Below are 11,436 nucleotides of genomic sequence, written 5' to 3'. Positions count from 1 at the left end.
GGCGGCCGCCCCGGCGGCGGCGCCGGCGAGCGGCACGGTCGGCGCGGCGGGCTCGTCGCGATCCGCCGGCTCCGCGGCATCCGTCGCCAGCTCCTGGGCGAGGTCGCTGAGGCGCTGGGTGACCACGGACATCCGGGGACGCTGCTTCGGGTCGGCCGCGAGCATCTCGCGCAGCACCGGCTCGAGCGGTCCGGCGTGCTCGGCCACCGGGACGTCGCCCTGTGCCACGCGGTGCAGGAGGGCGATCGCGTTCTGGTCGGTGCCGAACGGCGGACCGCCCTCGAGCATCGCGTAGAGCGTCGACCCGAGCGAGAACACGTCGGAGGCGAAGCTGGACGGTTCGCCGCGCGCCACCTCGGGTGCCAGGTAGGCGGGCGTGCCGTGCACGAGCCCGGTCGCGGTGATCGTGGTGTCGCCGAGCGCCTGCGCGATGCCGAAGTCGCTGATCAGCGCCGACCCGTCCTCGCGGATCAGGATGTTGCCCGGCTTCACGTCGCGGTGCACGATGCGCCGGCGGTGCGCGGCGGCGAGTGCCGAGCCGATCTCGGCGCCGACGCGCGCGGTCTGCTGCGGCGTGAAGGTGCCGTGCTCCTGCAGCAGCGCCGACAGCGGCGTCGACTCGATGAGCTGCATGACGATGCACGGCTGGCCCTCGTGCTCGACGACGTCGAACACCGGCACGGCGTGCGGATGGTGCAGGCCGGCGCTGATCCGCGCCTCGCGCATGGCCCGCTTGGTGGTGACCTCGCGTTCCTCGTCGGTGAGCTCCGGCTGGGTGCGCAGCAGCTTCAGGGCGACGGTGCGCTCGAGGCGCTCGTCCCACGCGTGCCAGACGACGCCCATGCCGCCGCTGCCGATCAGCTGCACGAGGCGATAGCGGTCGGCGACCAGGGCGGGAGGCGTGTTCATCGAGGTCTTCCTTGCGGCACCACGCCGACGGTACCGCCGTCGGGGGTGCGGTCTCGCGGGCTTGCGGCGACGGAGCCGGTGTGGGAAGGTCCGCCCGCTGGGCGGCGCTGGGCGGCGCCGGGCGGCGCCGGGCGGTAGCCTCGCGGCATGACGAGCCGTGCGTCGCGGGTGCGCGACATCCGGATGCCGAAGGCGCTGCACGACGTGTTCGGCGAGGTGCAGTCGCCCGTCGAGCTCGCGCTCATGGTCGTCGGCGGGCTCGCGCTCGCCGCGGTCGTGTGCCTCGCGGGTGCCGAGTCGCTCGCCGACGTCGCGTGGTGGCGGGCCGTGATCGCGGTGCTGCTCGTGGCCGACATCTGCTGCGGCGCGGTCGCGAACTTCACGCGCGGTACCGATCGGTACTACGCCGAGCGGCCGCGCAACCGGTGGGTGTTCATCGCCGTGCACTGGCACCTGGCGGTCATCGCGCTCGCGCTGGGCGAGGGGTTCTGGTTCGCGCTCGCCGTCACGACGTACACGCTCGTGGGGGCGTCGGCCGTGAACCTGCTGCACGGGTCGCGGCTGCAGCAGCCGGTCGGCGGTCTCGTGCTCGCGTTCGGCCTCGCCGGCGTGGTGATCTGGGCGATGACGGATGTCGCGCCGCTCCTGCTGCTCGTTGCCGCGGCGCTGTTCCTGCTCAAGGTGGCGTACGCGTTCGCCGTCGCGCACCACCCCGCCGGCATGGAGAATCCGCTCCGCTGAGCGCGGTCCGCCGGCCCCAGTGTGGATAACTTCCGGGGCCGATCTCCGCGGCTCTCCAAGATGGTGCTCATATCCGATCCCGTGCGCACCATCGCCGAGCGGGTGCGCGGTCGGGTGCTGCGCGAGGGCGTCGACCTCGCACGAGACGAGGGACTCGCCTCGCGCTACGTCGCGGAGGAGGTGCAGCGCTACTCCGAGCGTGCGCTCGCCGGCGCCCATGCCCCGCTCGTCGACGAGCGCGACGCGGCACGCGAGGTCGTGGCCTCCATCACCGGGTACGGGCCGTTGCAGCCGTTCTTCGACGACCCGACCGTCGAGGAGATCTGGATCAACTCGCCGACGCGCGTGTTCGTCGCCCGGGCCGGCGTGCCCGAGCTGACGACGGTCGTGCTGTCCGACCGCGAGGTGCGCGACCTCGTCGAGCGGATGCTGCAGCACTCCGGGCGCCGCGTCGACCTCTCGTCGCCGTTCGTCGACGCGTCCCTGCCCGACGGGTCCCGGCTGCACGTCGCGATCCCGGATGTGACGCGCTCGCACTGGGCGGTGAACATCCGGAAGTTCCAACAGCGGATCCGCTCGCTGGGTCAGCTCGTCGAACTCGGGTCGCTCACGCGCCCCGCCGCCGAGTTCCTGCGGATGAGCGTGCTCGCCGGCGCGAACATCCTGGTCTCCGGCGCGACACACACGGGCAAGACCACGATGGTCAACGCCCTCATGTCGGGCGCCCGAGCCGGGGAGCGCGTCGTCACGGTCGAGGAGACCTTCGAGCTCGACCTCGACGTGCGCGACCTCGTCGCGATGCAGTGCCGGCAGCCGAACCTCGAGGGGACCGGCGAGATCACCCTCCGCCGCCTCATCAAGGAGGCCCTCCGCATGCGACCGGACCGGCTCATCGTCGGCGAGGTGCGCGAAGCAGAGAGCCTCGACCTGCTCATCGCGCTGAACTCCGGGCTGCCCGGCATGTGCACGATACACGCCAACTCGGCGCGCGACGCCCTCGCCAAGCTGTGCACGCTGCCGCTGCTCGCGGGCCGCAACATCGACTCCGCCTTCGTCGTTCCGACGGTGGCGACCTGCGTCGACCTGGTCGTCCACCTCACCATCGACCGCCGTGGTCATCGCCGGGTCGCGTCGATCGATGCGACCACCGGCGCGACCACCGGCGCCGGCGTCGACGCCGAGCCGATCTTCCGGCTCGATCCGCATTCGCACGCCCTCGTCGCGACCGGCATCCGCCCGGCCCGACTCGAGAAGTACGCCGCCGCGGGCTTCGATCCCGCGGTGGTCCTCGACGCCGGCGAGGTCGCGGCGTGAGCCTCATGCTCGGTGCGACGCTCGGCGTCGGCCTGCTCCTCGTGGTCTCGCCGCTGTTGTGGCCCTCTCCTCGCGGCGGCGAGGCCACCCTTCCGACACGTCGGCGTTCGGCGCTGGCCGACGAACTCGCGCTCGCCGGCGTGCCCGGTGCACCCATCCCGGCCGTGCTCGCCGTGACCCTCGTGCTCGCCGTCGTGGGCGCCGCCCTCGGCCAGGCCGTCTTCGGCGTGACGATGCTCGCCGTGGTCGGCGGCGTCCTCGGCCTCCTGCTGCTTCCGGTCGTGATCCGCGCCCGCGCGAACCGGCGCCGCATCCGCAATCGGGCGGTCTGGCCCGACGTCGTCGATCACCTCGTCGCCAGCGTGCGCGCCGGGATGTCGCTGCCCGACAGCATCGGCGCGCTGGGCGACCTCGGCCCGGCGGTGACGCGGGCAGCGTTCGCCTCGTTCGACGACGAGTTCCGCCGCACCGGGGACTTCGGCGGCGCCGTGGACACGCTCAAGGCGCGACTCGCCGACCCGACCGCCGACCGCATCCTCGAGACCCTCCGCATGGCCCGCGAGGTCGGCGGCACTGACCTCACCGCCGTCCTCCGCGGACTCGCCGTCTACCTGCGCGAGGATGCCGCGGTGCGCGCCGAGGTGAGCGCGCGACAGTCGTGGATCCGCAACGCCGCCCGGCTCGGCGTGGCGGCTCCGTGGCTCCTCCTGCTCGTGCTCGCGAGCCGACCGGAGACGCTGCGCGCCTACGACTCCGCCGCGGGCTCGGCACTCATCCTGTGCGGCGTCGGGGTCACGCTCATCGCGTACCGACTCATGATCGGCCTCGGCCGTCTCCCAGAGGAGCGCCGATGGTTCACCTGAGCGCCGCGCCCGCCGTCTCGGTCGCGCTCGGCGCCGTGCTGGGCCTCGGGCTCTGGCTCGTCGTCGCCTCCGCCCCGCGGCTCGGTCGCCCCCGGCTGGTCGACCGCGTGGCGCCGTACATCACCGACTTCTCGGCCGAGGCCCGCGCCATGCGGGCACGGCCCGCTGCCGATCCGGGCAGCGTGCTCGGACTCCTGGTCCTCCCCGCGGCCCGGCGCCTCCGCGGCGTCCTCTCGACGGTCCTCGGCGGCAACGACACGATCGCCAGGCGCCTGCGCCAGGCCGGCTCCACGGCCACGGTCGAGCGCTTCCGGGGTGAACAGCTCGCATGGGCGGGTGGGGCCTTCGCGCTCGGCGCGGCGCTCGCGCTGTTCGCACCGGCGCTCGTCGCGGCGCCGCCGGTCGTCCGAGCGCTCCTGCCCGTCCTGTTCGGTGCCGCCGGAGCGGTCGCTCGCGACTGGATCCTCCAGCGGGCGGCGCGCCGTCGGCTCACCCGCATCTCGTCCGAGCTGCCGACCATGCTCGAGTTCCTCACGCTGAGCCTCACCGCCGGCGAGGGCATGCTCGACGCCCTGCGCCGCGTCGCCCGCGCCGGATCGGGGGAGCTGCCCGCCGAGTTCGCCGGGGTCGTCTCGGCGGTGAGCGCCGGGGTCCCGCTGCAGGTCGCGCTGGCCGACCTGCGCGACGGACTCGAGCATCCCGGGCTGGCGCGCGCGCTCGACCAGGTGCTCGGCGCGCTCGACCGGGGTGCACCGCTCGCTGCGGTGCTCCGCGCGCAGGCCGGCGACGCACGCGCCGAAGCCAAGCGCGGCATCATCGAGCTCGCCGGCCGCAAGGAGATCGCGATGCTCGTGCCGCTCGTGTTCCTCATCCTGCCGGTCACCATCGCCTTCGCGTTGTTCCCCGGCTACCTCGTCCTCCAGGCGGGCTTCTGATGCGCCGCCTCGCCACCCGATCCGCCCACCGCGAAAGGACCCCGCATGATCGAAACGCTCCGTCGACGCCTGACCGACGACCGAGGCGACGTGCCCGGCTGGGTGCTCATCACCCTCATGACGGCCGGACTCGTGATCCTCATCTGGGGTCTCGCCGGACCGGCGCTCAGCGGGGTGTTCGACCAGGCGATCGGACGCGTCACCGGCTTCTGACGACCCGCGGGTTCGCCGCGCGACTCCGCGACGAACGCGGCTCGGCCGTCGCGGAGTTCTCGCTCGTCGGCGTGCTGCTCACCGCGCTCGTGCTCGCGGTGGTGCAGCTCGCCCTCGCCCTCCACGTCCGCAACACCGTGCTGGACGCAGCCGCCGAGGGAGCCCGCTACGCGGCCCTCGCGGGCTCGTCGCCCGCGGCCGGCGTCGAACGCACCCGGGCGCTCATCGGCGCGGCGATCGCGGCGGACTACGCCGGCGACGTCAGCGCGACGACCACGAACGTCGGCGGCGCGACGGCGATCGCGGTCACGGTCCGCACGACCCTCCCGGTCGTCGGACTCCTCGGACCGGAACGCGCGCTGGAGGTGACGGGCCATGCCCCTGTCGAGACGGTCGACTGAGCCAAGTGTGCTCGCATCGCCGGGTGCACGTTCCGACGCCCTGCGACGGCGGCTGCGGCCGCGGTTCGCCGGCGACGACGGCTCGGCGTCGCTCGAGTTCCTCACGGTCGGCATGATTCTCCTCGTGCCGCTCGTCTACCTCGTGCTCGCGCTCGCCTCCATCCAGGCGGCCGCGCTCGGCGTCGAGGGGGCGGCGAGGCAGGCGGCCCGCATCGCGGTGCTGCAGACGGATGACGGTGCGTCTGCGTCATCCGTCGAGCGCACGGTGCGCGTGGTGCTCGCCGACTACGGGATCGACGCCGGCGCCGCCACCGTCGCCGTCGAGTGCTCCGCCGCGTGCGACGAACCGGGCACCCGCATCACGGTCCGCGTGAGCGCGGCGGTCGCCCTGCCGCTCGTCCCGCAGGCGCTCGCCGGGAGCGCCATCGGCACGGTGCAGCTCGACGGGATCGCCACGCACACGGTCTCCCGCTTCACCGGGCCGTCATGACGCGGACGACGCGCACGCGGCGGCCGGCGACGAGGAGTCGGTTCGCCGAGGAGGACGGCTCGACCCTCCTGCTCACCATCTTCTACGGCGTCCTCGCGCTCGCCCTCGTGCTCGTGGTCGTCTCCGCGACCTCGCTGTACCTCGAGCGGAAGCGGCTCTTCACCCTCGCCGACGGTGCGGCGCTGGCCGCCGCCGAGTCGTGGCGACTGGAGGACGTGCGGATCGACGGCGACCGCCTGACGTACGAGCTCGACGACGCGCGCGTCCGCGCCGTGGCATCCGGGTACCTCGGCGACGCCGCCCACTCGCTGCGCGGCCTCGAACTGGTCCGAGCGGGCTCCGCCGACGGCCGAAGCGCGACGGTCACCCTCCGCGCCACCTGGCACGCGCCCATCCACTCCGAGTTCACGCCGCTCACCGTGCCGATCGAGGTCACGGCCGACGCCCGCTCGGTCTTCCACTGACCGCGGGGGCTCAGGTGTCGGCGGCGGGCGTCCAACCCTCGTCGCGGTCGGCGTCGGCGGGCGACGGATGCCGCGGCCTGACGGGTACGTAGCGCGGGATCCAGCGCCACAGCATCACCGCGCCGACGAGGCCGACGACGCCCATGGTCGCGCTCGCGGCCATGATCGACACCGCCGACGTGACCGCCGCCACCGCGAGCGGCGCGGCCGCCTGACCGGCGTCGGCGATCGTGCGGTAGGCGCCGAGGAACGGCGCGGGGTTCGCCTTCGGCGCGAGATCCGCGCCGACGGTCAGGATCACCCCCGAGGAGAGCCCGTTCGCGAGCCCGAGCATGATGGCCGCCGCGGTGAACCAGGCGATCGCACCCGGCACGTCATGCGTCACCGCGAGCACGAAGTGCCCGGCGGCGAGGCCCACGAGACCCGGGATCGCGCTCCAGAGGCGTCCGTGCCGGTCCATCACGTGCCCGCTGACGTAGAAGAGGGCGAAGTCGACCGTCGCGGCGATGCCGATCACCAGCGCCGCGGCATCCGGTCGCATGCCGATCGACACCGCCCACAGCGGCACGATCACCGTGCGGCTCGCCCGGATCGCCGCGAGCACGCCCACGCCCGTACCGATGCGGGCGAGGACGCCGCGATGCGTGACGATCGCGCGCCACACGCCGTGCGCGGCATCCGTCTGGCCGTCGGGGCCAGGGTTCGCGGATGCCGCGCGCGACCGGATCGCCGCACCGAACACCCGCTCGGGGTCGGGCAGCACGAGCAGCACGACCACGACCGCCGCGCACGCGGCCACGAGCACCCAGAACACCGCCGCGGACGACCCCGTCCACGCGATGATGCCCGCCGCGAGGAACGGACCGATCGCCCACCCGCCGCGGAACACGCCCGCGAGCGTCGACAGCGCCCGCGCCCGCACGCGGGCCGGCACGTAACTCGTGAGGAACGCGTGCCGGGCGAGCCCGAACACGGCCGTGGCGAGCCCGAGCAGGAACACGCCGATCCCGAGCGCCCACGTCGTCGGCACGAGCAGCGCGAGCACCGTGCCCGCCGACGCGAGCACCGCCGCCCCGATCATCGCCGCGCGCTCGCCGATGCGCGCCACGAGCCAGCCCGCGGGCAGGTCGCCGACGAGTTCGCCCACCATGAGCATCGCCGCGATCAGCCCCGCGAGGGCGAGCGAGGCACCGCGCTCGGTCGCCACGACCGGGATGACGGGGATCAGCGCCCCCTCGCCGAGCGAGAACAGCAGCGTCGGCAGGTACGCGGGGAGGACGATCGACCGCCACGAGAACGAGTGCGCGGTGTCGGAGGTCACCCGACCGATCGTATGCCCGCGTGCCCCTCCGTCGACCCGGCGCTCCTCCCGCCCCGGCGCCCTGGGACGCGCCACTCCTCACGAGCGCGCGGATGCGCGACGAGCGCGTGCCTCCGAGGCCGCGCACTCGTCGCGCACCCGCGCACTCGCGCACTCGCGCGTCCGGCGGGGCGCCGGCACCGGCGCGCGCCGGACCGGCGGCGAGCACGCGCGCAGGCCCCTCCCCGCGCCGCCCACTAGGCTGGGGAGGCCATGTTGGATCTTGACCTCTCGCAGGAGATCGCCGCGCTGCGCTCCACGTTCCGTGACATCCGTGCCGTCGTCGACGTCGACGCCCTGAAGGCGGAGATCGCGCGCCTCAGCGAGCAGGCGGGCGCGCCCGACCTGTGGGACGACCCCGAGGCCGCGCAGAAGGTGACCAGCGCGCTCAGCCACCGCCAGTCGGAGCTCACGCGCATCACGAGCATCGAGTCGCGACTCGACGACCTCGAGGTGCTCATCGAGCTCGCGCGCGAGGCCGACGACGAGGAATCCGCCGCCGAGGCGCGCGCCGAACTCGCGTCGCTGCAGAAGACCGTCGGCGACCTCGAGGTGCAGACGCTGCTCGACGGCGAGTGGGACGAGCGGCCCGCCGTCATCACCATCCGCGCCGGCGCGGGCGGGGTGGATGCCGCGGACTTCGCCGAGATGCTCATGCGCATGTACCTGCGCTGGGCCGAGAAGCACGGCTACAACGCCACCGTGATGGACACGAGCTACGCCGAGGAGGCGGGCATCAAGTCCGCCACCTTCGAGATCGACGCCCCGTACGCGTTCGGCACCCTCTCCGTCGAGGCGGGCACGCACCGCCTCGTGCGCATGAGCCCCTTCGGCGCCGCCGGCAAGCGGCAGACCAGCTTCGCCGCCGTCGAGGTCATCCCGCTCATGGAGGAGGCGCAGGAGGTCGACATCCCCGACAACGACATCCGCGTCGACGTGTTCCGTTCGAGCGGTCCCGGCGGGCAGTCGGTCAACACGACCGACTCCGCGGTGCGCATCACGCACCTCCCGACCGGCATCGTCGTGTCGATGCAGAACGAGAAGTCGCAGATCCAGAACCGCGCCGCCGCGCTGCGCGTGCTCCAGTCGCGGCTGCTCCTGCTGCAGAAGGAGCAGGAGGCCGCCCAGAAGAAGGAGCTCGCGGGCAACATCACCGCGAGCTGGGGCGACCAGATGCGCTCGTACGTCCTCGCGCCGTACCAGATGGTGAAGGACCTCCGCACCGAGTACGAGGTCGGCAACCCCGGCCAGGTGTTCGACGGCGACCTCGACGGGTTCATCGCCGCCGGCATCAAGTGGCGCAAGCGCAAGACCGACGACTGATCCGAACGGATGCCGCGCGGCATCCGTTCATCACGACGCCGACTCGACCACCGCCGCCGCCGCGCTGATCGGCGCCGCCGTCGCACCGTCGGCCCGACCCTGCGCGTAGGCCCGCGCCGCGCCGACGAACGCCCGGATGAGGGCGAGCCCCTCCGGTTCGAGTCGTTCCTCGGGATGCCACTGCACGCCGATGCAGAACCCGCCGTCCGTGGTCTCGATCGCCTCGACGACCCCGTCGGGCGCCGACGCCGAGGCGATGAGCCCTTCGCCGAGCCGGTCCACGGCCTGGTGGTGGTGCGACGAGATGTCGAAGTCGCGGTCGCGCGTGATGCGGTCCAGCAGCGTGCCGGGCGCGACCGTGACCGAGTGCGCCGTGTGCACGCCGTATACGTCGCGATGCGGCGACAGGTCCACCCGGTCGCCGAGGTGCTGTTCGAGCGTGCCGCCGAGGGCGACGTTCAGCACCTGCATGCCGCGGCACGCGCCGAAGACCGGCATGCCCCGCTCGCGAGCCTGCCGGGCCAGCGCGATCTCGAGTTCGTCGCGGATGCGGAGGGGTTCGTCGTTGGCCGGGTGCGGGGTGGCCCCGTAGAGGTGCGGGTCGACGTCGCGGCCGCCGGAGAGGAACAGGCCGTCGATCCGGTCGAGCAGCCGGCCGGGATCGTCGAGGTGCACGTCGAGGGCCGGGAACAGCAGGGGAGCGGCGCCCGCCTGCTCGATGGCCGACAGGTACGAATGCGGCAGCCCGTCGGTCGGGATGTCGACCCACGCGCCGGAGCTGGCGGGCTTGCGATCGGCGACGACGCCGATGAGCGGAACGGTCATCGAGCCTCCGGAGCGGTGGGGGCCACGCTACTCCGCGTGCGTCGTCGCGGGAACCGGGTCGGCGCGTCGGGACCTTCGGCACTCGGTCCCCGAGGCCGGCGAGCGTAGCGTCGCAGTCGGCCGTCGGGGGACGCGGTGAGGGGAGACCGACATGCGCGTGCTGGTCGCGTATTCGAGCAAGTACGGGGCGACCGAGGGCATCGCCGAGCGCATCGGCGCACGGCTGCGCACCGCGGGGCATCACGTCGACGTGCTCCGCTGCCGCGACGTCGACCGACCCGACGAGTACGACGCGTACGTGGTGGGCAGCGCCGCCTACATGGGCAAGTGGCGCAAGGCCGCCCGGAACTTCGTGGAGCGCAACACGGGGGTGCTCGCCTCGAAGCCGACCTGGCTGTTCAGCAGCGGTCCGCTCGGCACGGAGCGCATCGACCGCGACGGCAACGACGTGCTCGTCGCCGCCGAGCCGAAGCAGTTCGAGGAGTACGAGTCGCGCATCCATCCGCGCGGCCGCATGGTGTTCTTCGGCGCGCTCGACGTCGACCAGCTGCGCGGACCCGATCGCATCGTCAGCTGGATGCCCGCGAACGACGCGCTGCCCGAGGGCGACTTCCGCGATTGGCACGCGATCGACTCGTGGGCCGATCATGTCGCCGCCGACCTGCGCTCGTCGGCCGGAACACCCCACTGAACCGGCTCCACCCGTCCGCGAGCACGCCGTTTTCCGGTGTCGCTGCCCGAACTCCGATGGATTCCGCCTACGCTCGAACGCGATGATCCGCTTCGACTCCGTCACCAAGACCTACCCCGGGCAGAACCGCCCCGCCCTCGACGGGATCACCGTCGAGATCCTGCGCGGCGAGTTCGTGTTCCTCGTCGGCGCGTCGGGCTCGGGCAAGTCCAGCTTCCTGCGCCTCATCCTCAAGGAGGAGAAGCCCACGGCGGGCAGCATCCACGTGCTCGGACAGGACCTCAGGCGGATCTCGAGCCGCAAGGTGCCGTTCTTCCGCCGCAACCTCGGCGTCGTCTTCCAGGACTTCCGGCTGCTGCCGAACAAGAACGTGTTCGACAACGTGGCGTTCGCGCTCCGGGTGATCGGCAAGTCGCGCGGCTACATCCAGACCGCCGTGCCCGAGACGTTGAAGCTGGTCGGCCTCGACGGCAAGGCCAAGCGGATGCCGCACGAGCTCTCCGGCGGCGAGCAGCAGCGTGTCGCGATCGCCCGGGCGATCGTGAACAAGCCGCAGATCCTCCTCGCCGACGAGCCGACGGGCAACCTGGACCCGGTGACGAGCGCCGGCATCATGACCCTGCTCGAGCGCATCAACGCCGGCGGCACGACCGTCATCATGGCCACCCACGAGGCCGGCATCGTCGACCAGATGCAGCGCCGGGTCATCGAGCTGTCCTCGGGCGAGGTCGTCCGCGACGCTCGGAGCGCCGGCTACGCGCTGAGCCACGAGGTCATGGACCTGCCCATCCACGCCGACGGCGTTCCCGGCGCGGTGGCGGCAGCGGTCGCGGCCGAGGCGGCGACGGATGCCGCGACCGAGCCCGCGCCGGCCGCCGCCGCGGCCGTGCAGTCGGAGCCGGCGCCC

Annotated in this window: 14 protein-coding genes; 11 read left to right on the top strand and 3 right to left on the bottom strand. The window is 73.2% G+C overall.

Features of this window, described 5'->3' with window-relative positions:
• A partial coding sequence (locus AVP42_RS14555) for a serine/threonine-protein kinase (RefSeq protein ID WP_157356861.1) occupies nt 1–909 on the bottom strand: 909 nt, incomplete at its 3' end.
• A 147-nt stretch (nt 910–1,056) separates the two neighbouring features.
• Here AVP42_RS14555 and AVP42_RS14550 point away from each other — a divergent pair.
• From AVP42_RS14550 to AVP42_RS14520, 8 genes are read left to right on the top strand one after another with little or no spacing between them, the layout of a single operon-like run.
• A complete protein-coding gene (locus AVP42_RS14550) occupies nt 1,057–1,650 on the top strand; it encodes a hypothetical protein (RefSeq protein ID WP_067950308.1) in 594 nt (197 codons plus the stop codon).
• Between the two features lie 60 nt (nt 1,651–1,710).
• On the top strand, nt 1,711–2,964 hold the full coding sequence (locus AVP42_RS14545; RefSeq protein ID WP_067950306.1) for a CpaF family protein: 1,254 nt from the start codon (nt 1,711–1,713) through the stop codon (nt 2,962–2,964).
• 5 nt (nt 2,965–2,969) lie between these two features.
• Nucleotides 2,970–3,827, top strand: coding sequence for a type II secretion system F family protein (locus AVP42_RS14540; protein ID WP_231878648.1), 858 nt, complete (start codon nt 2,970–2,972; stop codon nt 3,825–3,827).
• Nucleotides 3,815–4,762 (top strand): type II secretion system F family protein, encoded by a 948-nt coding sequence (locus AVP42_RS14535; protein ID WP_082847312.1) that lies wholly within the window; start codon nt 3,815–3,817, stop codon nt 4,760–4,762. Before AVP42_RS14540 ends, AVP42_RS14535 begins: the two co-directional genes overlap by 13 nt.
• Nucleotides 4,763–4,807: 45 nt before the next feature.
• The gene (locus tag AVP42_RS16770; RefSeq protein WP_197467036.1) at nt 4,808–4,975 is read left to right on the top strand and encodes a hypothetical protein; all 168 of its coding nucleotides are present in this window, start codon (nt 4,808–4,810) and stop codon (nt 4,973–4,975) included.
• Entirely contained in the window at nt 4,972–5,376 is a 405-nt protein-coding gene (locus AVP42_RS14530) for a TadE/TadG family type IV pilus assembly protein (RefSeq protein WP_067950310.1), read from the top strand. Before AVP42_RS16770 ends, AVP42_RS14530 begins: the two co-directional genes overlap by 4 nt.
• 7 nt (nt 5,377–5,383) lie before the next feature.
• Entirely contained in the window at nt 5,384–5,866 is a 483-nt protein-coding gene (locus AVP42_RS14525) for a hypothetical protein (RefSeq protein ID WP_067950302.1), read from the top strand.
• Nucleotides 5,863–6,330: a pilus assembly protein TadG-related protein gene (locus AVP42_RS14520; RefSeq protein ID WP_067950300.1), complete on the top strand. Its 468-nt coding sequence runs from the start codon at nt 5,863–5,865 to the stop codon at nt 6,328–6,330. Before AVP42_RS14525 ends, AVP42_RS14520 begins: the two co-directional genes overlap by 4 nt.
• 10 nt (nt 6,331–6,340) lie before the next feature.
• On the opposite strand, the gene AVP42_RS14515 is transcribed toward AVP42_RS14520, so the two are convergent.
• Nucleotides 6,341–7,651, bottom strand: a complete 1,311-nt coding sequence (locus tag AVP42_RS14515; RefSeq protein ID WP_067950298.1) for an MFS transporter — start codon at nt 7,649–7,651, stop codon at nt 6,341–6,343.
• Nucleotides 7,652–7,903: 252 nt separating this feature from the next.
• On the opposite strand from AVP42_RS14515, the gene prfB reads away from it, so the two are divergent.
• Nucleotides 7,904–9,013: a peptide chain release factor 2 gene (prfB, locus tag AVP42_RS14510; RefSeq protein ID WP_067950296.1), complete on the top strand. Its 1,110-nt coding sequence runs from the start codon at nt 7,904–7,906 to the stop codon at nt 9,011–9,013.
• A 30-nt stretch (nt 9,014–9,043) separates the two neighbouring features.
• Here the strand turns inward: prfB and AVP42_RS14505 are convergent, their stop codons facing one another.
• A complete protein-coding gene (locus AVP42_RS14505) occupies nt 9,044–9,838 on the bottom strand; it encodes a gamma-glutamyl-gamma-aminobutyrate hydrolase family protein (protein WP_067950294.1) in 795 nt (264 codons plus the stop codon).
• Between the two features lie 151 nt (nt 9,839–9,989).
• On the opposite strand from AVP42_RS14505, the gene AVP42_RS14500 reads away from it, so the two are divergent.
• Nucleotides 9,990–10,529 (top strand): flavodoxin domain-containing protein, encoded by a 540-nt coding sequence (locus AVP42_RS14500; RefSeq protein WP_067950292.1) that lies wholly within the window; start codon nt 9,990–9,992, stop codon nt 10,527–10,529.
• Nucleotides 10,530–10,611: 82 nt separating this feature from the next.
• On the top strand, nt 10,612–11,436 hold an 825-nt coding region (ftsE, locus tag AVP42_RS14495), incomplete at its 3' end, for a cell division ATP-binding protein FtsE (protein ID WP_067950290.1).

The sequence above is a fragment of the Agromyces sp. NDB4Y10 genome, assembly GCF_001620055.1.
GTDB lineage: Bacteria > Actinomycetota > Actinomycetes > Actinomycetales > Microbacteriaceae > Agromyces > Agromyces indicus.
Note: the sequence above shows the minus strand (reverse complement) of the source record. Positions and strands in the feature narration are given on the sequence as shown.

Excerpts from the sequence above, each read along its gene's own strand:
- AVP42_RS14520 (WP_067950300.1), top strand. The coding sequence starts at position 5,863 with ATGACGCGGACGACGCGCACGCGGCGGCCGGCGACGAGGAGTCGGTTC.
- prfB (WP_067950296.1), top strand. The coding sequence starts at position 7,904 with ATGTTGGATCTTGACCTCTCGCAGGAGATCGCCGCGCTGCGCTCCACG.
- AVP42_RS14500 (WP_067950292.1), top strand. The coding sequence starts at position 9,990 with ATGCGCGTGCTGGTCGCGTATTCGAGCAAGTACGGGGCGACCGAGGGC.
- AVP42_RS14535 (WP_082847312.1), top strand. The coding sequence starts at position 3,815 with ATGGTTCACCTGAGCGCCGCGCCCGCCGTCTCGGTCGCGCTCGGCGCC.
- AVP42_RS14505 (WP_067950294.1), bottom strand. The coding sequence starts at position 9,838 with ATGACCGTTCCGCTCATCGGCGTCGTCGCCGATCGCAAGCCCGCCAGC.
- AVP42_RS14540 (WP_231878648.1), top strand. The coding sequence starts at position 2,970 with ATGCTCGGTGCGACGCTCGGCGTCGGCCTGCTCCTCGTGGTCTCGCCG.
- AVP42_RS16770 (WP_197467036.1), top strand. The coding sequence starts at position 4,808 with ATGATCGAAACGCTCCGTCGACGCCTGACCGACGACCGAGGCGACGTG.
- AVP42_RS14545 (WP_067950306.1), top strand. The coding sequence starts at position 1,711 with ATGGTGCTCATATCCGATCCCGTGCGCACCATCGCCGAGCGGGTGCGC.
- AVP42_RS14550 (WP_067950308.1), top strand. The coding sequence starts at position 1,057 with ATGACGAGCCGTGCGTCGCGGGTGCGCGACATCCGGATGCCGAAGGCG.